The sequence below is a fragment of the Sulfurospirillum diekertiae genome, assembly GCF_002162315.1.
Taxonomy (GTDB): Bacteria; Campylobacterota; Campylobacteria; order Campylobacterales; family Sulfurospirillaceae; genus Sulfurospirillum.
Genome location: NZ_CP021416.1, coordinates 2,397,631 through 2,419,298 on the forward strand (window position 1 = coordinate 2,397,631; position 21,668 = coordinate 2,419,298).

The 21,668-nt window shown below is 37.8% G+C and carries 35 protein-coding genes and 1 pseudogene; 1 reads left to right on the top strand and 35 read right to left on the bottom strand.

What is annotated here, in order from left to right; translation table 11 throughout:
- Positions 1-109: 109 nt before the first annotated feature.
- Positions 110-1,975: a methyl-accepting chemotaxis protein gene (locus Sdiek1_RS12190; protein ID WP_087439360.1), complete on the top strand. Its 1,866-nt coding sequence runs from the start codon at positions 110-112 to the stop codon at positions 1,973-1,975.
- Positions 1,976-1,978: 3 nt separating this feature from the next.
- Here the strand turns inward: Sdiek1_RS12190 and Sdiek1_RS12195 are convergent, their stop codons facing one another.
- The 35 genes and pseudogenes from Sdiek1_RS12195 to rplB form a co-directional block, all read right to left on the bottom strand.
- Positions 1,979-2,635, bottom strand: a complete 657-nt coding sequence (locus Sdiek1_RS12195) for an HAD family hydrolase (RefSeq protein ID WP_087439361.1) — start codon at positions 2,633-2,635, stop codon at positions 1,979-1,981.
- Complete coding sequence (gene tkt, locus Sdiek1_RS12200; protein ID WP_087439901.1) at positions 2,613-4,592, bottom strand: transketolase; 1,980 nt, start codon at positions 4,590-4,592, stop codon at positions 2,613-2,615. Before tkt ends, Sdiek1_RS12195 begins: the two co-directional genes overlap by 23 nt.
- A gap of 22 nt (positions 4,593-4,614) precedes the next feature.
- Positions 4,615-5,448 carry a polyprenyl synthetase family protein gene (locus Sdiek1_RS12205; RefSeq protein WP_121495806.1) on the bottom strand — a complete coding sequence of 278 codons (834 nt, stop codon included), beginning with the start codon at positions 5,446-5,448 and terminating at the stop codon, positions 4,615-4,617.
- A gap of 38 nt (positions 5,449-5,486) precedes the next feature.
- Positions 5,487-5,753 carry a PDZ domain-containing protein gene (locus Sdiek1_RS15320; RefSeq protein ID WP_238098992.1) on the bottom strand — a complete coding sequence of 89 codons (267 nt, stop codon included), beginning with the start codon at positions 5,751-5,753 and terminating at the stop codon, positions 5,487-5,489.
- A complete protein-coding gene (locus Sdiek1_RS12210) occupies positions 5,740-6,564 on the bottom strand; it encodes a DUF7488 domain-containing protein (protein WP_238098994.1) in 825 nt (274 codons plus the stop codon). The genes Sdiek1_RS15320 and Sdiek1_RS12210 overlap by 14 nt, the downstream gene beginning before the upstream one ends.
- Positions 6,565-6,573: 9 nt before the next feature.
- Positions 6,574-6,891: a YbaB/EbfC family nucleoid-associated protein gene (locus tag Sdiek1_RS12215; protein WP_087439362.1), complete on the bottom strand. Its 318-nt coding sequence runs from the start codon at positions 6,889-6,891 to the stop codon at positions 6,574-6,576.
- Positions 6,891-7,256 (bottom strand): aspartate 1-decarboxylase, encoded by a 366-nt coding sequence (gene panD / locus Sdiek1_RS12220; protein ID WP_087439363.1) that lies wholly within the window; start codon positions 7,254-7,256, stop codon positions 6,891-6,893. The genes Sdiek1_RS12215 and panD overlap by 1 nt, the downstream gene beginning before the upstream one ends.
- Before the next feature lie 44 nt (positions 7,257-7,300).
- Entirely contained in the window at positions 7,301-8,614 is a 1,314-nt protein-coding gene (locus Sdiek1_RS12225) for a UDP-N-acetylmuramoyl-L-alanyl-D-glutamate--2,6-diaminopimelate ligase (protein ID WP_087439364.1), read from the bottom strand.
- A gap of 9 nt (positions 8,615-8,623) precedes the next feature.
- On the bottom strand, positions 8,624-9,187 hold the full coding sequence (locus tag Sdiek1_RS12230) for a tetratricopeptide repeat protein (protein ID WP_087439365.1): 564 nt from the start codon (positions 9,185-9,187) through the stop codon (positions 8,624-8,626).
- Positions 9,184-9,468, bottom strand: coding sequence for a NifU family protein (locus Sdiek1_RS12235; protein ID WP_087439366.1), 285 nt, complete (start codon positions 9,466-9,468; stop codon positions 9,184-9,186). Before Sdiek1_RS12235 ends, Sdiek1_RS12230 begins: the two co-directional genes overlap by 4 nt.
- A gap of 150 nt (positions 9,469-9,618) precedes the next feature.
- Positions 9,619-9,969, bottom strand: a complete 351-nt coding sequence (gene rplQ / locus Sdiek1_RS12240) for a 50S ribosomal protein L17 (RefSeq protein ID WP_087439367.1) — start codon at positions 9,967-9,969, stop codon at positions 9,619-9,621.
- A gap of 3 nt (positions 9,970-9,972) precedes the next feature.
- Positions 9,973-10,986: a DNA-directed RNA polymerase subunit alpha gene (locus Sdiek1_RS12245; RefSeq protein WP_087439368.1), complete on the bottom strand. Its 1,014-nt coding sequence runs from the start codon at positions 10,984-10,986 to the stop codon at positions 9,973-9,975.
- 15 nt (positions 10,987-11,001) lie between these two features.
- Positions 11,002-11,628 carry a 30S ribosomal protein S4 gene (rpsD, locus tag Sdiek1_RS12250; RefSeq protein ID WP_087439369.1) on the bottom strand — a complete coding sequence of 209 codons (627 nt, stop codon included), beginning with the start codon at positions 11,626-11,628 and terminating at the stop codon, positions 11,002-11,004.
- Between the two features lie 78 nt (positions 11,629-11,706).
- Entirely contained in the window at positions 11,707-12,099 is a 393-nt protein-coding gene (gene rpsK / locus Sdiek1_RS12255; protein ID WP_014770213.1) for a 30S ribosomal protein S11, read from the bottom strand.
- A 21-nt stretch (positions 12,100-12,120) separates the two neighbouring features.
- On the bottom strand, positions 12,121-12,489 hold the full coding sequence (gene rpsM / locus Sdiek1_RS12260) for a 30S ribosomal protein S13 (RefSeq protein ID WP_069478756.1): 369 nt from the start codon (positions 12,487-12,489) through the stop codon (positions 12,121-12,123).
- Positions 12,490-12,491: 2 nt separating this feature from the next.
- Positions 12,492-12,605 (bottom strand): 50S ribosomal protein L36, encoded by a 114-nt coding sequence (rpmJ, locus tag Sdiek1_RS12265; protein ID WP_038533455.1) that lies wholly within the window; start codon positions 12,603-12,605, stop codon positions 12,492-12,494.
- 163 nt (positions 12,606-12,768) lie between these two features.
- A complete protein-coding gene (infA, locus tag Sdiek1_RS12270; protein WP_012857710.1) occupies positions 12,769-12,987 on the bottom strand; it encodes a translation initiation factor IF-1 in 219 nt (72 codons plus the stop codon).
- A gap of 16 nt (positions 12,988-13,003) precedes the next feature.
- Complete coding sequence (map, locus tag Sdiek1_RS12275; protein WP_087439370.1) at positions 13,004-13,762, bottom strand: type I methionyl aminopeptidase; 759 nt, start codon at positions 13,760-13,762, stop codon at positions 13,004-13,006.
- Between the two features lie 5 nt (positions 13,763-13,767).
- Positions 13,768-15,030 (bottom strand): preprotein translocase subunit SecY, encoded by a 1,263-nt coding sequence (gene secY / locus Sdiek1_RS12280; protein WP_087439371.1) that lies wholly within the window; start codon positions 15,028-15,030, stop codon positions 13,768-13,770.
- The gene (gene rplO, locus Sdiek1_RS12285; RefSeq protein WP_087439372.1) at positions 15,027-15,431 is read right to left on the bottom strand and encodes a 50S ribosomal protein L15; all 405 of its coding nucleotides are present in this window, start codon (positions 15,429-15,431) and stop codon (positions 15,027-15,029) included. The genes secY and rplO overlap by 4 nt, the downstream gene beginning before the upstream one ends.
- Before the next feature lie 17 nt (positions 15,432-15,448).
- Positions 15,449-15,892, bottom strand: a complete 444-nt coding sequence (gene rpsE / locus Sdiek1_RS12290; RefSeq protein ID WP_012857714.1) for a 30S ribosomal protein S5 — start codon at positions 15,890-15,892, stop codon at positions 15,449-15,451.
- A gap of 24 nt (positions 15,893-15,916) precedes the next feature.
- Entirely contained in the window at positions 15,917-16,273 is a 357-nt protein-coding gene (rplR, locus tag Sdiek1_RS12295) for a 50S ribosomal protein L18 (RefSeq protein ID WP_087439373.1), read from the bottom strand.
- Positions 16,274-16,282: 9 nt separating this feature from the next.
- Entirely contained in the window at positions 16,283-16,819 is a 537-nt protein-coding gene (gene rplF, locus Sdiek1_RS12300; RefSeq protein WP_087439374.1) for a 50S ribosomal protein L6, read from the bottom strand.
- A 75-nt stretch (positions 16,820-16,894) separates the two neighbouring features.
- Entirely contained in the window at positions 16,895-17,290 is a 396-nt protein-coding gene (gene rpsH, locus Sdiek1_RS12305; RefSeq protein ID WP_025345767.1) for a 30S ribosomal protein S8, read from the bottom strand.
- An 11-nt stretch (positions 17,291-17,301) separates the two neighbouring features.
- On the bottom strand, positions 17,302-17,487 hold the full coding sequence (locus Sdiek1_RS12310) for a type Z 30S ribosomal protein S14 (protein WP_012857718.1): 186 nt from the start codon (positions 17,485-17,487) through the stop codon (positions 17,302-17,304).
- 1 nt (position 17,488) lies between these two features.
- Positions 17,489-18,034 carry a 50S ribosomal protein L5 gene (gene rplE, locus Sdiek1_RS12315; protein WP_087439375.1) on the bottom strand — a complete coding sequence of 182 codons (546 nt, stop codon included), beginning with the start codon at positions 18,032-18,034 and terminating at the stop codon, positions 17,489-17,491.
- On the bottom strand, positions 18,034-18,270 hold the full coding sequence (gene rplX / locus Sdiek1_RS12320; protein ID WP_087439376.1) for a 50S ribosomal protein L24: 237 nt from the start codon (positions 18,268-18,270) through the stop codon (positions 18,034-18,036). The genes rplE and rplX overlap by 1 nt, the downstream gene beginning before the upstream one ends.
- A complete protein-coding gene (rplN, locus tag Sdiek1_RS12325; protein WP_012857721.1) occupies positions 18,270-18,638 on the bottom strand; it encodes a 50S ribosomal protein L14 in 369 nt (122 codons plus the stop codon). The genes rplX and rplN overlap by 1 nt, the downstream gene beginning before the upstream one ends.
- Complete coding sequence (gene rpsQ / locus Sdiek1_RS12330; RefSeq protein ID WP_069478761.1) at positions 18,638-18,889, bottom strand: 30S ribosomal protein S17; 252 nt, start codon at positions 18,887-18,889, stop codon at positions 18,638-18,640. Before rpsQ ends, rplN begins: the two co-directional genes overlap by 1 nt.
- Before the next feature lie 9 nt (positions 18,890-18,898).
- Positions 18,899-19,087, bottom strand: coding sequence for a 50S ribosomal protein L29 (gene rpmC, locus Sdiek1_RS12335; RefSeq protein ID WP_037960715.1), 189 nt, complete (start codon positions 19,085-19,087; stop codon positions 18,899-18,901).
- Positions 19,074-19,499: a 50S ribosomal protein L16 gene (rplP, locus tag Sdiek1_RS12340; RefSeq protein WP_087439377.1), complete on the bottom strand. Its 426-nt coding sequence runs from the start codon at positions 19,497-19,499 to the stop codon at positions 19,074-19,076. The genes rpmC and rplP overlap by 14 nt, the downstream gene beginning before the upstream one ends.
- Complete coding sequence (rpsC, locus tag Sdiek1_RS12345) at positions 19,499-20,212, bottom strand: 30S ribosomal protein S3 (RefSeq protein ID WP_087439378.1); 714 nt, start codon at positions 20,210-20,212, stop codon at positions 19,499-19,501. The genes rplP and rpsC overlap by 1 nt, the downstream gene beginning before the upstream one ends.
- Positions 20,213-20,216: 4 nt before the next feature.
- Positions 20,217-20,546, bottom strand: a pseudogene (rplV, locus tag Sdiek1_RS12350) (50S ribosomal protein L22); the annotation flags it as partial.
- A 7-nt stretch (positions 20,547-20,553) separates the two neighbouring features.
- The gene (gene rpsS / locus Sdiek1_RS12355) at positions 20,554-20,835 is read right to left on the bottom strand and encodes a 30S ribosomal protein S19 (RefSeq protein ID WP_025345775.1); all 282 of its coding nucleotides are present in this window, start codon (positions 20,833-20,835) and stop codon (positions 20,554-20,556) included.
- Positions 20,836-21,666 carry a 50S ribosomal protein L2 gene (gene rplB / locus Sdiek1_RS12360; RefSeq protein ID WP_087439380.1) on the bottom strand — a complete coding sequence of 277 codons (831 nt, stop codon included), beginning with the start codon at positions 21,664-21,666 and terminating at the stop codon, positions 20,836-20,838. It lies immediately after the preceding gene.
- Positions 21,667-21,668 lie beyond the last annotated feature (2 nt).

Sequence of the window (21,668 nt, forward strand, 5' to 3'; positions counted from 1 at the left end):
GAATCGCTTTTCTATTTTAAACTTACATAATTAATGTAATTATGAAGAATTTTAGTGTCTCATTCGTACGTTTTACCATTTGTATAAAAATACCCCAAGGAGTAGAGTCATGTCATTTAAAGCCAAAATCATCCTGACAATTTCTGCGTTAATGTTTTTAAGCCTCAGTATCTTTTGTGCCATAAGCTATATTGATACGAAGAAAAATAGCGTTGTTCAAGTTGAATCAAGCCTAAAAATGGCATCACGTGCCTTAACAGACTACATTGATCTTTGGGTTGAATCGAAGAAAAAAGGCGTTGCGGGTTATGCAAGATCTTTAAGTAACAGTGCTACGATGGATGAAGTAGAACTTCAAGCAAAACTAAAAGACATGGCAAAAACATTTGATGCATTAGATGCATATGCAGGATTTGAAGATGGTCGAATGTTTTACGGTAGTGGAAAGAAAAAAGCAGAAGGATACGATCCCAAAGCAAGAGGCTGGTATAAGCAGGCAAAAGCAGAAGGTAAAGAAGGTATTACGGATGCTTATGTCGGTGCTACGGCGAAAGTATTGATGGTAACGGTGATGTCACCGATTGTGAAAAACAATACGATCATTGGTGTTTTTGGTATAGATCTTCCTTTGGAAACACTCACGAAAGCGGTTGGAGATGTTAATTTTAATGGCGGATATGGGATGCTTTTAGATACAAAAAAGATGATTCTAGCCCATCCTAAAAAAGAACTCCTTGGAACCGAGTCAACATTGAGCCAAGAGTTTAAAGATAAAAAAGAGGGATTTATTGAGTATACCTTTAATGGTGAAAACAAGATATTTGCTTTTAAAATTTCAGAACAAACAGGCTGGACTCCTGGAATTACATTTGATAAAGAGACTGCGTATGCCTTTTTAAAGGTGCAAGTTCAAAGCCTGATGATGGCAGGTTTTGTGATGTTAGTCCTCTCCATAGGCATCATGATTATACTCATTAAAACACTGCTTCGTCCACTTGATCATCTTAATGATGTTGTACAAGAACTCTCAAGCAGTGAGGGCGATCTTAGGCAAAGACTTGAATCATCTGCCAATGATGAATTTGCACATGTATCACAAAACATCAATAAATTTATTGAAAAACTGCATGAGATCGTGAAAAAATCTAAAACAATTAGTAATGAAAATGCTTCTATCTCAGAAGAGCTTTCACGTACTGCATCCGAAGTGGTACGCAATGTCGATACCGAATCTAAAATAGTTGAAAACACCAAAGAAGAAGGGATCGCTTTAGTTAAAAGCATTGAAAGTTCTGTTCTTAAAGCAAAAAATTCTCAACAAGCCCTCTCTAATACGCAAAAAGATATTTCAGATGTAAAAACCAAAGTCGAACAGCTCGAATATACGATGCAGGCCACAGCAGCCAAAGAACAAAACTTGGCAGAACGCCTTAATACCGTTAGTCAAAATGCCAATGAAGTGAAAGATGTTCTTGGTATTATTCGTGATATTGCCGATCAAACGAACCTTTTAGCCCTCAATGCTGCCATTGAAGCGGCACGTGCAGGAGAACATGGGCGTGGGTTTGCCGTAGTTGCCGATGAAGTGAGGAAGCTGGCTGAACGTACGCAAAAGAGCCTTGTTGAAATTGATGCAACAATCAATGTGGTCGTTCAATCTATCATGGATGCCAACACCGATATTGCTCAAAATGCCGGTGAGGTAAATGCTCTTGCTTCTATCTCAATCGAATTGCAAAATGGTATGCATAGCATCGATGCAACCATTCAGAAAACTATCGAAGGTGCACATGAAACTGTTAATAATTTTGTAAATACCGCAACGCAGATCAAAGGAATGGTTGAAGAGATTGAAAAGATTAATGTCATCTCTAAAGAGAATGTCACGAGCATCGACAATGTTTCACAAGCCTCTGAGCATCTTCATGCGATGACCGAAAATCTTAACAATGAATTAGGGAAATTTAAATCCTAAGGATTAAACCTCAGCGAGCAGTTTAATCACCTCGCTGGGTGTTTTGGCTAAATATTTTGCCCCATGCTCTTTGAGTTCATTTTCTTCTCGAAATCCCCACAATGCCCCTATGGCTATCATGCCAGCACTATTGGCTGTTTGCATATCAATCATCGTATCACCAAGATAATAACAGTCGTTTGGCTTTACATGTAAAAGCTCGCTTATCTCTAAAGCTCCTCTTGGATGGGGCTTTCTAGGGACTCCTTCACGTACACCATACACCACATCAAACTTCCATTGGCGCAAATATTTCATAGCACACATTTTGGTAAAGGAATCTGGTTTATTGGAGAGGATTGCCATTTTAAAATTTCGTTTTTGAAGGAAACTAAGCATTTTACTCACACCCTCATACAGCTTGGTATTTTGGTTAAACTGCTTTGTATAATGTGTTTCAAAAAGAGTAACAGCTTGTTGGATAAGCTCAGGAGTTTGAACATTAGAGGCGAAAATGTTTTCAAATAGTTTGAAAACACCCTCCCCTACAAAATAGCGGTATTTTGCACTCTCTTGCGGTTGAAATCCAAGTGAAACAAGTGCAAAATTAGCACTAATGGCAATATCTTCTAATGTATCAAGAAGCGTGCCATCAAGATCAAATACAATGTTTTTTTTCATTATCTCGTTCTAACTCTGCCTTTAGTGCATCGTAATCAAGACCTAAAAACTCACAGGCACTCTTGGTAGCTTTATGGGCAGTAAAGCCAAATTTGTCAAATAAAAGCTCTGCTGGACCACTTGCACCAAAACGCTCCATCGAAATTACTTTATCGGCATAACGATACCATTCCATCCCTGCACCTGCTTCGATGGCAATGACTTTGGTTTGTGGCTCAATAATCGTTTGAATATAGGTTTCATCTTGCTCGTTTAAAAGATCAAAACACGGAACGCTGACCATGTTGCTTGGGATTCCAAACATGGAAAGGTAACACGCTACTTCCAATGCCAGATAAACTTCACTGCCACTTGCCATGAGCGTGACTTGTGCATTTTCGCGTCTTTTTAGAAGGTAACCGCCATTTTCAACATCGCCGTATGCTCGATCGTCTTTGAGCGCTCGAAGTTTTTGACGAGAACAAACAAAGGCCGCAGGGGCTTGCATACTGAGAGCCTTCTTCCACGCTTTAACATTTTCTCTGCCATCGCATGGGCGATACACATAGAAGTTTGGAAGTGCTCTAAATTGGCTGAGTTGTTCAATCGGTTGATGCGTTGGACCATCTTCGCCTACACCAATGCTATCGTGTGTCCAGATGTAAAAATTTTTCAGTTTCATGAGTGCTGCTAAACGTACCGTTGGTTTCATGTAGTCACTAAAGATAAAAAACGTTGCACCAAAAGGAATAAACAGGCCATACAAAGCAAACGCGTTGATAATTGCACCCATTGCATGTTCACGAATACCAAAGTGAATGTTGCGGCCTAGTGGAAAATCGCCCATATCTTTCAATTCGCTTTTATTGGAAGGACTGAGATCTGCACTTCCCCCTAGAAAACCAGGAATTGCCTGTGCAATAGCATTCAAAATTTTACCGTTGCTATCACGCGTTGCCACATCGCTATCAAAATTTGGCCATTCAATTTTTGAAAAATCAGGCGTAAGCAATGCTTCTAAAAGGGCCTTTTTCTCACTACTTAACTCATTTTTAACCAGCGCATTCCACTTCGCTTCGGCAAGATCGCCTTTTTCAAGTGCACAGTTAAAACGTGCATAAACATCATCATCTACACTAAAGTTTTTCTCTGGATCAAATCCTGCTTTGATTTTAGAATTTTTAATCTCTTCACACCCCAAAGGTGCTCCATGAGCATGATGGCTTCCTTCCATCTCGCAAGCGCCTTTTGCAATCGTTGTATCAGCAATAATTAAATACGGTTTAGTTTGCTCTTTGGATTGCTCTAAAACATCATTAATTTCTTCATAGTCGTGACCATCAATCCGTGAAACTTCCCAACCTTGAGCTTCAAAACGATGTTTAACATCTTCACTCCAAGCAATTGACGTATCACCTTCAATGGTAATAGCATTGCAATCGTAAATAACCACTAAATTATCTAAACACAAATGCCCTGCTAAGGAACATGCTTCGTAACTGATACCTTCTTGAAGATCGCCATCACCACACAAACAGTATACTTTATGAGTAATCACTTCTGTTTTTGGCGTATTTAAAAGGGTAGCTGCATACTTAGCCGCCATTGCAAAACCAACGGCATTTGAAATACCTTGACCTAATGGACCTGTCGTCACTTCAACGCCTGGAACATCACCATATTCAGGATGGCCTGGCGTTTTACTGCCCAATTGCCTAAAATTTTTAAGATCCTCTAAACTAATGTCGTATCCGCTTAAATGTAAAAAAGAGTAAACCAATGCTGAAGCATGCCCACCACTAAACACTAAACGATCACGATTGAGCCACTTTGTATTTTTGGGATTATGCGTAATATGTCGTGCTAAAATTGTAACGATATCGGCAAGTCCCATAGGAGCACCAGGATGTCCACTGTTAGCACGTTGTACCATATCTGCCGCTAAAAATCGGATTGTATCAGCTTGTTTTTTTAACATTTTTTCATTTTCCATTGGGTCACTATCCTTTAAAATATTCATCTACAATGCTCTTTAGCCTTTTTGACAAAGCAGCATCAAGCTTACCTAGTTCAACATCTAATTCTCTTAACAGTTTGTGCTTCTCCTCTTTTGCGCCCTTTAATCCCAATAGGTTCACAAAAGAGTTCTTATGCCCATCATTCTGAGTGGGTTTCCCCGCCTCTTCGCTGGTCAGTGTTGCATCGATAATGTCATCTTGGACTTGAAATAAAAGTCCAAGTTTCAATCCAAACTGATAAAGTGCTTCTTGTGTCGCTTTATCCAACTCACAAATCACAGCCCCCATCAAGAGTGAAGCTGCGATCAATTTAGCTGTTTTGTGCAAATGTAAAAAAGTGAGTTCGTCCACATTTAAATGCTTATCTTCAAAAAAACAATCAATTGCTTGACCAAGCACCATACCATAAATGCCTGCATCACTTGAAAGAATGGAAACCAGTTTAATTTTAATCTCTGCACTTAAAGGAGCATTCGCTAACAGATAAAAAGCATGGGTATTTAAAGCATCTCCAACAAGCACAGCAGTCGTCTCATCATAACTTACATGTAAAGTGGGATGTCCTCGTCTAAGCGCTGCATTATCCATGCAGGGTAAATCATCATGGATGAGCGAATAGGTATGCATCATCTCCAATCCAAGCGCTACATGTAAAGCATTTTCAACCAAAAGCGGACGTGAACAGTGGACAACACTGAGCAATAAAAGCGGGCGAAATCGCTTCCCTCCTACATCAACCATTTCGCCAAAAGCATGACTAAAATGAGGATGAAAACTTTCTATGACGGGAAGCTTCTCTTTCAAAAAAAACTTCAAATTTTGATACTAACTCTTTAGAACTCAAAACAAACCTTTCAGCGTGGTAATGTTACAAAAAATTGGAAGTCATCACGATCAAATAATAGACTGACATCACGATTATGTATCTTTGCCAAATAAGCATCTGCATTTTGGATCTGTGAAACAGGAACCCCATCTACTTGCATTAAACGGTCTCCCACTTTTAAACCACTTTGCTCAGCAAAAGAACCATGCTTTACATATCCAATCTTAAGATTATTATCGAACGTAAATCCTTTGCTGTGTAAAACAGCCTCTTTTTTTGCTTCAGGGAGTGGCACTTTTTTTAGGATCGACTTTTTTACTGGCTGGTTTTGATGTTACAATAGTCTCGTCTATCCATGCATTATTACGTTGAATGTGAGCAATCATTTTGGCAGAATCTTTACCTGCTTTGAGAGCGTCAGCAAATTCGGCTATAGTGCTTACTTTTTTACCATTAAGCGATGTAATACTATCGCCAGCTTTTAGCTTTGCATCTTTAAAATTAGGATCCATAAAATCAACGATAACACTCTCATTGCCATCTATAATCCGAGCACCCAATTCTGGGAAAAAGGCTGATTTACCTGCTATAAAACGTTCTAACTCTTCTGAACTAATAAAAAACTTATCTCCAATTCCAAGTCCATACATTTCACAACATAATCCACCAACAAGACTATTGATTTCACCGATACCGCCAAATTCAAACAACTCATTACCACTTTTACCTATTTTGGAAGCATTAACCGCCACCAAAGAGTTATCGGTCATGCTGACAAGCCATTCGCCTAGCTTTAGCTCAGCGGTGGGTTTAAGTTTGACAGGAATCAGTGGTTTTGGAGAATCAAATAAATAGAGGTGAGAGAATGCATCGTATCTCGCAAAAGGTACACTTGGCTTTTCTTTAGAAAACGCAATTGCTTGTTTTTCACTAATGGCAATTGCACGCGTTTTACCAAAATAAACAACCGATTGCTTATTTTTTTCAAAACACTGTGAAAAATCAGGGTAGACGAACTCTGCTTTGCTAGCAGGAGCAGGGATAGGAATATCCGCCGCGAAAAGAGCTTGGAGTATTAAAAGAAGAGAAAGTCCTAGACGTTTCACATACGCTCCTTAATTTTTTGCGCCAAATCCACCAATGCCTGAGAGCATCTGAGATGTTGCTAGTTTTTTATTATCTTCTACCATTTTGGAAACATCATTAATGGCACTCATGAGTAAAATCTGTAACGATTCTTTATCACTTAAAAGCGAATCATCAAGCGTAACATCGACGACTTCGCCATTACCGTCCATGCTCACACTGACCATGCCACCACCGCTTTTAGCAGTAAATTGCTTATTTCTTGCGTCTTCTTGCATTTTTTGGGCTTGCTTTTGCGCTTCTTCAAGCATTGCACCCACTTTTGATAAATCAAAATTTTCAAACATTAGATGTAATCTCGTACTTCTACCAACGCGTTGGTTTCATCAACTAAAACAACCGTAGGTTTGAAAACTTCCATTTCAGCTCTCGTCATATGCGCATAAGCTATGATAATAATCTTATCACCAATATGTGCTTTTCGTGCAGCTGCGCCATTAAGACAAATATCTTTCCCACCTGCCTTACCTTCAATGACATAAGTTGTAAAACGCTCACCATTGTTAATATTCACCACTTCTACTTTTTGTCCCACGCTAAGATTAGAAGCCATTATTAACTCTTTATCGATTGTAATAGAACCAACATAGTTTAAATTGGCATCTGTAACAGTAGCTCTGTGAATTTTGCTATATAACATCTCAAGCGTCATCGCTTTTATACCTCTTTTAGATTAAGAAATTTGTTTATTTTATCCTATTTTTGCTTAGCCCATTGAGCGATAAGCTCCCTAACTACTTCTCTATCATCAAAAGGATATTTTTGACCTTGAATCTCTTGGTAAGTTTCATCCCCTTTACCAAGTATTAGAAGCACTTCGTTTTTACCTTGTAATTTCAGTGCTTTTTCAATCGCTTTGTGGCGATCTACTTCTACATGTAAATGCTCACGAGGATGCATTCCTGTTAAAATTTCAGTGATAATACTTTGTGGATCTTCCGAACGTGGGTTATCGCTGGTCACCACAATCTTTTTAGCATAGCGCTCAGCCATCGCTCCCATTTTGGGGCGCTTCGTTCGATCTCTGTCTCCTCCAGCACCAAAAACAACCACAAGATCGCGCTCTTTCATACTATCAAGCACTTTTTCCATACCATCAGGAGTGTGCGCAAAATCAACGATCACTAGAGGATCATTGCTCACTACCTCCATACGACCTTCCACGCCACCAAAATGCTCTACCGCTTCACAAATAGCCTCCATTGGTGCAACACCTAACATATCAACCGCACTAATCGCTGCAAGTATATTGTAAAGGTTAAAAAAGCCATGTAAAGGTGATTCAAAGTCATAAACTTTATCGATTTTAGCTACAGCGGCACTAATACCTTCTTTGAGTGAATAAGCTAAAATTTTATAGGTTGCGGGATGCTCAATGCCATAACTCATTGCATTGGTGCGATTAAAGCGAATTTTACTCTCATCTTTGTTGATGAGCTTCAAACTTTCATCTTCAAAAAAACGGCTTTTAACAGCAATATATTCATCAATCGTTTTATGAAAATCCAAATGATCTTGGGTGATATTTGTTAAAATCTTTAAAGCAAAAGGAAGCCCATCGATGCGATTTTGAACAATAGCATGAGAACTCACTTCCATGACAAAATACTCGCACCCTGCTTCTACTGCCAATTTGAGATTATGGATAGTCTGTAAAATGGGTGGCGTTGTAAGACTTTTATCTTCAATGCGATGATCGTTAATAAAACAGCCACGAGTCCCTTGTAATCCTGCTTTTTTACCCAAATCTAAGAGGATAGAGTAGATAGCTGCTGCTGTCGTTGTCTTACCATTGGTACCCGTTATGCCAATAATTTTGATCGCATTGGTAATAGCGAGAACATCTAAACACTCTTTGGATGAAATAATTTTAGTACATCCATGATCTCTTGCGCTCTGCTCATAAGTGGCATTGAGCTTTGTTGAAACAAAGATGCTTGAAGCATCACATTCATTTGAATTATCCGTTACATGTAAAAACGGCGCATGGTTTTTCAAATCTATTTTCAAGGTAACTCTCTATTTTTGTGCTTTTTTAATGAGCGATAATAGCTGCTCATCATTTGGGAAAAGAGTGATAGCACTCTCAAGGTAATTAAGAGACATTTCGATAAATCCATTATCAATCAATTTAGATAAAAAATCAACAAAATCTTCTTTTTTTGAGATAATGACTTTGGTAGAGAACATAATATCTTCAAAAGCCTCTTTAAAACTACCACGAGATTTGATTAAACTCATAAAGTCTTCATACTTGATACCATTTTCTGCATTTATGCGTGCTTCAAGATCATTCTCTGTAAATAAATGGGCAATTTTTTCGCTATGTTCTTCCACGGAATTAATAATTTCTTCCATTACATCTTCACAATCTTCAGCACCATTCTCTTTGGTTAAAATATAGTACTCAAAAAGAGCCATTGCTTGTTCTTCATTTTGAGCTGCCATATCACATAAAATAGCTCCAATTCGAGCTTCTTTAGATTTTGGGTCTTCACTCAAAGCCAATGCAAACTGTAGCATTGCCTCAGCAAAGTTCTTTGCGTAAAATTTTTCAATACCTTTTTTTATGTAAGCGTTCATTGCTCTCCTAATACTTCAAACTCATTCTCCGTGCCTGGTAAAATATTTACAACTTCTATTTCAGGGTGAATATCAATTCTAAGTTGGCGTTCAACGCCATATTTAAGTGTTTGCCCACTGGACGCACATCCTTGGCACGCACCTTGTAATTGAACAAAAACACGCCCACCTTTAATGCCAAGTAACGTTAGTCCGCCACCGTCTAATGCCAACATTGGCTTAATTTTTTCAAGTGATTTTTCAACAACTGGAAGTAACTCTTCGTCACTAAATGGTATCATAGATTCTCCTATAGCAAAAGTATCTAATTTAACAATAGTTTGAGTTAAAAGTGACTTAATTTTTTAGTGGAGGAGAAGTGTTTTGGGTTAAAAAAATTTAACGAAGATATGCCTTGAGAGTAAACGACTCCCAAGGCAAAAAAGTGAGATTTAAACGAGTTCTAAAAACGCCATAGGCGCTGCATCGCCTTTTCTAATACGTGTTTTTACAATACGGGTGTAACCACCATTTCTCTCAACATATTTAGGTGCGATCTCATTAACTAATTTTTTTGTACACTCTTTATCTTGAAGTGCAGCAAAAACTGTTTTGTGAGCATGATCGCCACCAACTCCAGCTTTCGTAATCAATTTTTCAACATATCCTCTAAGCTCTTTTGCTTTTGGAAGTGTTGTCTCGATTTTTTCATATTTAATGACAGCTATAGCCAAGTTCATCAACAATGCCGCTCTGTGTGATGAAGTACGACCAAGCTTTCTGTATCCGTGCTTATGTCTCATAAATTAACCCTCGTTGGCTTCAGATTTTAAATCTTCAATTTTTTTCTTGAGCAAACTTGCCGTATCGTCAGAGAAATTATATCCGACAGGATAACCACTCTCTTCCATAACTTGTCTGATCTCTTCTAACGATTTTTTACCTAGATTTTTAAGGTTTTTGAGTTCTAACTCACTCATCAGAGTAAGCTCACCAATATATTTAACCTCTGCTCTATCTAAGCAGTTGAAGCTACGAGCACTCAGATTTAACTCTTCAATACTCTGTAATAGCTTTCCGAGCTCTACACTCTCATTAGAACTCTCACTCTTTGGAGCCACTGCAATATCTAAAATGCCATTAAATACTGACATCTGTGCATACATCGCTTCAAGTGAATTTTTAAAAGCTTCGATTGGAGAAACAAGTCCATCTGTTTCGATTGTGAAAACAATTTTTTCGTAATTAGGATTGTCTTCAACCAAAACATTCTCAATATCGTAAACTGCTCTTTTTACGGGTGTAAAGAAAGCATCAAGTGCGATATAATCTTCTCCGACTAAACCTCTAATGTTCTCACTTGGAACATAGCCGATTCCTTTTTCGAGAATCAAAGAAAAGTTAAATTCTGCATCTTCATTAATTGTTGCCAAATATGCGTCTGGCGTAACAATCTCAATTTGTGCATTTGCTAAGTCACTTCCTTTAATCTCTTTTGGTCCAGTAAATGAGTAGTTAACCTCTACACGTTTCTCATCACCTTTGATTTTGAAACGAATATTTTTAAGATTAATGATGAAAAGAGCAACATCTTCAAGCATACCACGCATGCTATCGAATTCATGGGTTACGCCTTCAATCTTTACAGCCGTTGGTGCAGATCCTACTGTGCTACTTAAAAGCAATCTACGTAAAGGATGTGCTAATGTTACCGCAAAACCAGATTCAAATGGGTATGCACTAATTTGAACCTTATTTGCAGCAATATTTTCTACCTCAATTTCAGTTGGCATGTAAGCTGATGTATTGATTTTTTTCATATACTACCTACTTTATTATTTAGAGTATAGCTCAACGATTAATCTTTCTTCAACCGGAATAACTACTTCTTCTCTCTCTGGAATACGTGTAAAAATACCCATTGCTTTTTCTCTCTCAACATCAACCCATGGCGCAATACCAGTTTGTTGTGTTAGTTCAAGAGCTCTTTTCACTTGTGGGTTATTTTTAGATTTCTCACAAACTTCTACTTTGTCACCTGCACGTACTACAAATGAAGGAATGTCAACTCTGCTGCCATTTACCAAAATATGTCCATGTGTGACTAATTGACGTGCAAATCTTCTTGTTGTTGCAAAACCCATACGGTAAACAACGTTATCAAGTCTTCTTTCAATAAGGAGTACAAGGTTAATACCTGTATTTCCTTCTCTTCTTGCTGCTTCGTCAAAAATACGTCTGAATTGTTTTTCAGAAACTCCATACATAAATTTAGCTTTTTGTTTCTCTCTTAATTGGAGTCCATACTCACTAATTTTTGATCTTCTTTGTCCATGCTGACCTGGTGCATATGGTCGCTTATCTAATGCGCTTTTACCAGCAAGTCTGCGCTCACCTTTAAGGGCTAAGCTAACACCGAGTCTTCTCTCGAGCTTTTCGACTGGTCCTCTATATCTCGCCATTTTTTCTCCTAATCTATTGCGTAAACGAAAAAATTATTTTGTTTCTCTATAAAGAAGTTATATTCTAAAGATTAGAAATTAAACTCTTCTTCTTTTTGGAGGTCTACAGCCATTGTGTGGAAGAGGCGTAATATCTTTTAGGAAAGACACTTTAATACCTTCTGTTGTACCAGCACTTTTTACCGCTGTCTCGCGACCACTTCCAGGTCCTTGAACTTTAATACCGATTTCTTTGAGTCCATGCTCTTTTGCTTTAGTCAATGCATCTTCTACGGCTTGTTGTGCTGCATAAGGAGTAGATTTTTTACTACCCTTAAAGCCCAAGCTACCGGCACTGCTCCAAGCAATAACATTCCCCATCTCATCAGTTACAGTTACGACAGTGTTATTAAATGTTGCAGAGATATAAATAATACCTTTAGCAATATTTTTCTTAACAACTTTTTTACGTACTACTTTTCTTTTTGCCATCTGTTTCCCTTTGAGACTTCGTTATTTAGCTTTTGCGCCAACGGTACGTTTTTTACCTTTTCGGGTACGCGCATTCGTTTTTGTTTTCTGACCACGAACTGGTAAGCCTTTTCTGTGTCTAAGACCTCTATAGCTTCCCATATCCATTAAAGCTTTAATATCCATAGCCACTTTTTTACGAAGGTCACCTTCTACTTGGAAATCTGCTTGGATCTCTTTACGAATGGCAGCAACTTCATCTTCACTTAGCTCATGTACTCTTTTATCAAACGAAATCCCAGTAGCTGTTAAAATAGCTCTAGAACTTGTCAAACCTATACCGTAGATGTATGTTAAACCATACTCTACTCTCTTTTTCATTGGAAGGTCTACACCTGCAATCCTTGCCATGCTTATCCTTGTCTCTGTTTGTGTTTTGGATTTACGCAAATGACTCTAACGATACCTTTTCGTTTAATCACTTTGCACTTATCGCACATCTTCTTTACAGAAGGTCGTACTTTCATTCGTGACTCCTGAACTTTATTTCCACTGGAATTTTGAGTTAAACTGTCACAGGTTTGATGATGTATCTCAAACCAACAATCGAAAAAACAGTGGTTTCTTTTTCGATTATTCTTCACACAGCTTTACAAAAGGGGTAAATTATACATAAATTAAGCTAATAATTTACTTATACCTGTAGGTTATACGCCCTTTATCTAAACTATACGGTGTTAACTCAACCTTGACGGTATCTCCTGGCATTATTTTAATATAATGCATTCTCATCTTTCCTGCAATATGACATAAAATCACATGGCTATTTTGTACTTCAACTTTAAAGGTTGCATTGGGAAGTGCTTCGATCACTTTACCGTCTATTTCAATCACATCATCTTTTGCCATTTTACCTCCTATAATCTCAAGATAGAGACAAAATTTCTACTTTACCATCTACGATAGCAACCGTGTGCTCATAGTGGCTTCCTCTTAACCCATCGGCAGAAACTACGCCCCATTTATCTTCTAAAATCTTTGGTGTACCATCTTTATAGCAGATCATTGGCTCAATACAGAATACCATACCATTTTTGATTTTAGGGCCACTCTTAGGATTAATCCCTTCTAAATAATTAGGAAGTTCTGGCTCTTCATGCGCTTTTCTACCAATACCATGTCCACAAAATCCACGCAAAGGAACATATCCTTTTTGTAGAATAAATTGCTCAATAGCATAGCTCAACTCTTTAAAGCGCATTTCCGGCTCAATAATATCAATGGCATAGTAAAGCGCATCTTTAGCACATGCGATTAAAGATTCATCACTCTTTGAAATTTCACCGACTCCTACTGTTACAGCAGAATCTCCATACCAGCCATCAATTTCAGTGCCAATATCAAGACCGATGATATCCCCTTCCTGAAGACGATACTCTGTCGGAATTCCATGAATAATTACTTCATTAACAGACGTGCAGACCCCCGCAGGAAATCCATAAAGGCCTTTAAAGGCAGCACGAGCTCCCATACTTTTAATGTAAGACTCACCCATGGCATTCAGTTCTTTCAAACTGATTCCTGGATGAATATTACATGTAAGATAGTCTAATGTTTTTGCAACAATTTGGTTTGCAACCGAGAGCTTTTTGATCTCTTGCGGTTTTTTAATAGTAATTGCCATACTCGTTAAAGTCCTACTGCACTCAATGTTTCATATTTATTCATGTACATTTGTGCCTCAATTTTACGCATTGTATCAAGTGCTACTTGCACAACAATCAAAACTGCTGTTCCACCAAAATAAAAAGGAACACCCATGAATTTTACTAAGACCCAAGGAAGTGTTGAAATTAGACCTAAATAAATAGAGCCCCAAAAAGTTAGCCTACTTGCTACCTCATTTAAGAAAAGTGCCGTACTCTCACCTGGACGAACACCTGGGATAAAGCCACCTTGCTTTTTAAGATTTTCTGAGATATCTTTTGCATTAAAAACAATGGATGCATAAAAATAAGCAAAGAAAATAATAAATAAGAATGTTAATACATTAAATACATAACTATTTGGATTCAAAAAATCATGGATCGATTGAATAATAGGATTTGTACTTGCTTGCATAATTGTTGATGGAAACATCAAAATTGCACTCGCAAAAATAGGAGGAATAACACCACTTAGGTTCATTTTAATAGGAACATAATTCATAATACGTTTATGTTGATTTTGAAGCACTACTTTGCGTGAATATGATATAGGAACACGTCGTTCACCCATTTCAACATAAATAATTGAGCCAACTGTCGCTAAAATAACGGCTAAAATTCCAATAACAACAAGAAAATTCAATTCACCTGTATTTACAAGGTTAATGGTTCCTCCAATTGCATGAGGGATACCTGAAACGATACCTGCAAAAATAATCAAACTGATACCATTACCAATACCACGTTGCGTAATCTGTTCACCAATCCACATGAGTAGCATGGTTCCAGTAAGCATACTTGCAGCCGCAATGGCTGTAAAGGTAGTCATATCGATCATAATAGCACTCTCGCCCGCTCGACCACTAAGCCCTCCAAGACCAACGGAAACACCAATGGCTTGTACAACCGTAATAACAATCGATGCATATCGAATGATCTGCATATATTTGACCATACCATCGCGTTCTTTTTTCATTTTACCAAGTGTTGGAAAAGTTGCTGCAAGAAGTTCCATAATAATGGATGCGGTGATATAAGGCATAATACCTAGCGATATAATACTAAGGCGTTGCGCAGCGTTACCGCTGAACATATTAAACATTCCAAGTGCGTTGGAACTATTGGAGTCGAAGAATTCTTTAATTACTTCTAGGTTAACACCAGGCACTGGCACATATGCCAGTATCCTGTATGCTAATATAAAACCTAATGTAACTAAGATCTTCTTCGTAAGATCTTGGCTCATTTACTCATTCCAGTAAAAATGACATTTTCGTCTTTGATTTTAGCAGCAAGTTCTTTTGCATTCGCTCCAATCAATTTTACTTTCACAACTGTACTAGCAATTTTATGTACTGTACGAATTGCATCAACAGTAATTTCAGCAAGTTCTGCAACTGCTTTAATTCTATCGATATTAATAACATAAGGTTTTTCAATTTTAGAAGTAAAACCAACTTTTGGTAATCTTCTTTGAAGTGGTTGCTGACCACCTTCAAAACCTCTTTTACGTTTATAACCCGTACGAGATTTTTGACCGTTATTACCACGGCTCGCAGTTTTACCCATACCACTACCTTGACCACGACCTACGCGTTTGATCTCTTTGGTAGAGTTTTCTGCTGGTGTAAGATTATCTAATGCCATTTTGAATCCTTCTCCACTTAGCTTTTAATCATACTAAGAGCTTTAATTGTCGCTCTTACCACGTTAGAAGCATTGTTTGAACCTAATGACTTTGTCAAAATATCTTTAATACCTGCAAGCTCAACAACAGGGCGAGTTGCACCACCAGCGATTACGCCGGTACCGTCACTTGCTGGTTTAAGAATAATACGACTTGCATTAAATTTAACTTCAACATCATGAGCGATTGTTGAACCTTTGATATTCACTTTGACAATGTTTTTAAATGCATCATCAACTGCTTTTCTAATAGCATCAGGAACCTCTTTAGCTTTACCAAAACCAAAGCCAACAAGACCTTTTTTATTTCCAACAACAACGAGTGCTGTAAATCTAAAACGTCTACCGCCTTTAACAACTTTTGTTACGCGGCCAATGTTAACGATGACTTCTTCAAACTCTTCTCTGTTGTATTTTTCCATTGAATAGTTTTCCTCTTCTTTTTCTTATAGCACTATGCCGTTTGCTCTAAGGCCATCTGCAAAAGCAGCAACTACACCATGATACAAATAACCATTTCTATCATAGACAACTTTAGTCAAATTCTTAGCCTTGAGCGTCTCTGCAAAAGCTTTTGCAACTTCTGTTGCACTTGCTTTGCTAGCATTGAAACCTAATTTTTTGCCATCTACACTTGCCAAAGTAACACCACTTATATCATCAATCGCTTGCGCATAGATAAATCTGTTTGATTTAAAGAAAGAGATTCTTGGTCTCTCAGCTGTGCCAGAAATATCTGCTCTTACTCTTTTTTTACGCTTAACTCTTAATGCAAGCTTTCGTTTTAAAATATTTGCTCTCATCTCTTACCCTTACTTCTTGGAAGTTTTTCCGGCTTTACGGATAATAGTTTCATCAGAATATTTAACACCTTTACCTTTGTAAGGCTCTGGAGCTCTAAAACTTCTAATTTCGGCAGCAATCTGACCAACTACTTGCTTGTCATCACCTTGAATAGTTACCACGTTTTTTTCAACTACAATGTGAATATCTTTTGGAAATTCATAATTGATTGGATGAGAAAATCCAAGTTGAAGTTCAAGAACATTACCACTAACGGCAGCTCTATAACCAACGCCGTTAATCTCAAGTTGCTTTTTAAAACCTTCAGTTAAACCTGTGACAATATTTTGACCAAGGGCACGGTATGTTCCCCAAAAAGCGCTACTCTGACGATCAGCACCTTTTGAAATAAATACAAGCTCACCATCTTGAACATTTACGTCAACATTTCCTTTAGTATCCAATACTTTTTGAACACTACCTTTTTTAAACTCAACGAGATTACCATTCACTGACACATCAATGCCAGCAGGTATCTTGACAGGTTTTTTACCAATACGAGACATTTTATTTCCTTTTACTTGTCTACGATAAGCTTACAATCTTAGAATGGATATCGAATACCATAAAAGAACAGCTAATTACCAAATACTACAGATAACTTCGCCACCAAGACCTGCTTTGTGAGCGTCATCATTACTGAGAACACCTTTTGATGTACTAACGACAATCGTACCATAACCATTTTTGAAGCGTTTAATCTCATCGCGACCTTTATAGACTCTACGTCCAGGTTTTGAGATTTTTTTCACTTCGTTAATAACTTGGGTGCCTCTTGCGTCATACTTCAAAACAACATTGATAAATTTTTTAGGACCTTCTTCAACAACGTTAAAACTTTCGATATAACCTTTGTTTTGGAAAATAACTAAAATCGCTTCAACCAGTTTTGAATGCATTAACTTTGTGACATCAAGTTTTCTCATTGATGCATTTCTGATTCTTGTTAAAGAATCTGCTACTAGATCATTAATCATAGTCTATTTCCTTACCAGCTTGCTTTTTTGAGGCCTGGAATAAGACCCTCATTTGCCATTTTACGAAGACAAATTCTGCAGATACCAAAATCTCTGTAAACAGAGTGTGGACGTCCACAAATTTGACATCGTGTGTATGCTCTTACTTGAAACTTAGGCTTTCTCGCAGCCTTTGCAATCATCGATTTTTTAGCCATATTATTTACCTTTTGCGAACGGCAAACCAATGAGTTCAAGAAGTTTAAATGCCTCTTTATCATTGCTAGCAGTTGTTACGACTGTAATATTCATTCCGTGAGTTTTCATGATGTTATCATACTCAACTTCAGGGAACATCAATTGTTCATTAAGACCAAAGTTATAGTTTGCACGTCCGTCAAACCCTACTCTTGGAAGACCTCTAAAATCTTTTACTCTAGGAAGTGCTACAGAGATAAGTTTGTCCAAAAATACATACATATTCTCTTTACGAAGTGTTACTTTAACACCAACTGGATAACCAGCACGTACTTTAAAACCAGCAACTGATTTTTTAGCATTCGCAACAACCGCTTTTTGTCCAGCGATTAAAGAGATAGTATCAACGATATTTTGCAATAACTTCGTATCTTTACCTTCTTCACCAGCACCAACGCTAATAACGATTTTTTCGATTTTAGGTGACAACATAGGATTAGCAATGTTAAACTCTTTAACTAATGCTGGTTGAACTTCAGCATTAAATTTCTCTTGCAATCTGTTCATTATTTACCCTCTACTTTAGCTACGTTAGAGACATGAATTGGTTTCTCAATATTTGAAAAACCACCCTTAGGATTGCTCTCACTTGGCTTAATGGCTTTTTTTACTACTTTGCAACCTTCAACAACGACTTGTGAAGTTTTTGGCAATACTTGAACAACTTTTGCCTCTTTACCTTTATCGTCGCCTGCGATTACTTTTACAGTATCGCCTTTTTTAATTTTCATCTTAGTTGCCATTATAGTACCTCCGGTGCCAAAGATACGATTTTCATAAAGTTAGCATAACGAACTTCACGACCAACTGGTCCGAAAATCCTTGTACCGATTGGCTCTCTTTTATTATCAAGAATAACAGCAGCATTTTCATCAAAACGAATCAATGAACCATTTTCTCTTTGAATCTCTTTTTTTGTTCTTACGATAACCGCTTTGACAACTTGTCCTTTTTTCACTTTACCGCTTGGTAAAGCTTTTTTGACAGAAGCGATGATAACATCACCTACCGTTGCATAACGACGTTTACTACCACCAAGAACTTTAATACACATGATTTCTTTAGCACCACTGTTATCAGCAACAGCTAATCTTGTAAAACTTTGTATCATTATTCAACTCCCACTTTAACAACTGCGCTTAGTCTAAAAGACTTTCTTTTTGAAAGTGGTCTGCACTCGATAGCGCTTACTGTGTCGCCGATTTTTACTTGGTTGCTCTCGTCATGGACTAGGTATTTTTTGAAACGTTTAACGAACTTGCGATATCTTGGGTGCATTACACGTCTCTCTACCAAAACGGTGATAGTTTTATCACCAGTTTTCTGAACAACTACGCCTTGAATCTCTCGTTTTAAAGCCATTAGTTACCCCTACTTGTTTTGAGCAGAAATTGCCGTATTAATACGCGCGATATCTCTTCTAACTTCTTTAATCTCATTTGGATTAGTAAGTTGCATTGTTTTTAACTTTTGTCTTAATGTAAACAAAAGAACCTTTTTCTCTTTTAACAACTCTAAAAGCTCTGACGCGCTTTTGCCGTTTAAATCAATATACTTCATTTTCGCTCTCTCGAGTTACAATCTTGGTTTTAAAAGGCAATTTGTGCATTGCAAGAGTTAATGCTTCACGCGCCAACTCTTCAGGTACACCTGCCATTTCAAAAATAATTCTACCAGGCTTAACATTCATAACCCACTTATCAACAGAACCTTTACCTTTACCCATACGTGTTTCAATCGGTTTAGCGGTTAATGGTTTGTCTGGGAATACACGAATCCAAGTCTTTGCTTGACGTTTAACATGTCTTGTATACGCAATCCTCGCAGCCTCAATTTGGCGTGAATCAATACGTCCAGCTTCAACAGCTTTGAGACCGATTTCACCAAAAGAGATTGAAGCACCACTATGGGCTTCACCGCGATTGCGGCCTTTCATCTGCTTTTTATATTTCGTTCTTTTAGGCATTAACATTAGTTTTTACCTCTCTCTTTACGCGCTCTTGGCTTGCGTGAATTCTCTTTTTCAGATGCTTCTTCTTTTTCTGGAACGATACCTTTAACAAGTACCTCGCCTTTGAAGATCCATACTTTAACACCAATCACACCGTATGTTGTGTGTGCTTCAGCAAAACCGTAATCGATTTTTGCACGAAGGGTATGAAGTGGAACGCGTCCTTCAAGATACCATTCAGTTCTTGCCATCTCAGCACCACCAAGACGTCCAGAAACAGAAATTTTAATACCTTTAGCACCTGATTTTTGTGCACCTTGAATTACTTTTTTCATTGCTCTTCTAAAGGCTACACGACGCTCAAGTTGCATTGCAACATTTTCTGCACAAAGTTGTGCTGAAGCTTGAGGACGTCTCTCTTCTTTAATGTTGACATTAACGTCTTTATCAATCAATTTAGTAAGTTTTACTCTTAATTTTTCAATATCAGAGCCTTTTTTACCAATAATGATACCAGGACGTGCAGCAACAACTGTAACTCTAAGCTTTTTAGCAGTACGTTCGATCAAAATTTGACTGACACCTGCATAGTAAAGCTCTTTTTTCAAAAATGTTCTAATTTTGTAATCTTCACCAATGCTTGTCGCTAAGGTTTGCTTACCTGGAAACCAACGTGAATCCCAGTTTCTATTAATACCAAGTCTTAAACCAATCGGATTTACTTTTTGACCCATCTTAGTCTTCCTTCTTTGCAGCTTTTGCTACTTCAACAAATACATGAGAAGTTGGTTTTCTAATGCCACTCGCACTACCTCTTGCTCTTGGCAGAAAACGTTTAAGTACCGGACCTGCGTCAACACGGCAAGAAGCGACAATGACTTCTTGTGGTTCAAATCCGCCATTAGAAACAGCAGAAGCGATCACTTTAGAGATGATTTTTGCGCCTTTGTTTGGCATAAACTCTAAACTTGCCATAGCAAGCTCAGCATTCATTCCTTGAACTTCACGCGCAATTAACCTTGCTTTTGTAGGAGATAATCTGATAAATTTTAATATTGCTTTACTCATAGTCTACCTACTTACCAATTTTTTTCTGAACAGAGCCTTTATGACCCTTGAACGTACGAGTTGGTGCGAATTCACCCATCTTATAACCGATATGGTTCTCTGTAACATATACTGGAACAAAGTTTCTACCGTTATGGACGTTAAATGTCAAACCGATCATATCAGGAATAATAGTACTTCTACGAGACCATGTCTTAATCGGCTTGTTTGATTTTGTCTCTTTTGCTTCAACCGTTTTTTTCAACAAATGAGCATCAACAAAAGGACCTTTTTTTAGCGATCTAGCCATCTATTTTCCTTTTCTTCTAGAAATAATCAGTTTGTCGCTCGCTTTTTTCTTACGAGTTTTTCTACCTTTAGTTGGTTGTCCCCATGGAGTTACTGGATGACGTCCTGAGTTGGTTTTACCCTCACCACCACCATGTGGGTGATCTACTGGGTTCATTGCAGAACCACGAGTTTGAGGTCTAATACCACGGTGTCTATTACGACCCGCTTTACCGATAACAACGTTTGCCCAATCTTCATTTCCGACAACACCAACCGTAGCCATACACTCAGCCAAGATTTGTCTCATCTCACCACTTGGAAGTCTTACCATAACATATTGAGTCTCTTTACCCATAAGTTGAGCGTAACCACCAGCACTACGTGCCATTTGTCCGCCTTTACCTGGTTTGAGTTCAAGGTTATGTAAGATCGTACCAACAGGGATACTTTTTAGCTTCATTGCGTTACCTGGTTTAATATCCAGTCCGCTTTCAGCTGCTTGAATTTTGTCACCTACTTTTAATCCTGATGGTTGAAGAATATAAGCTTTTTCACCATCAATATAATTAATAAGTGCAATTCTACAATTTCTGTTTGGATCATATTCAATAGCAGCAACTGTACCTTCGATACCAAATTTTCTACGTTTGAAATCAATAATTCTGTAAAGTTTTTTTGCACCAGCTTCTTTATGACGAGAAGTGATTCTACCATTGTTATTTCTACCTGCAGTTGCAGCGATTTTCACGAGAAGTGAAGGAACACTAGCTTTAGCAGTAATGTCACCAGAATCAAGACTTGTTAAAAATCTACGACTTGGAGTATAGGGTTTAAATGATTTTATTGCCATGA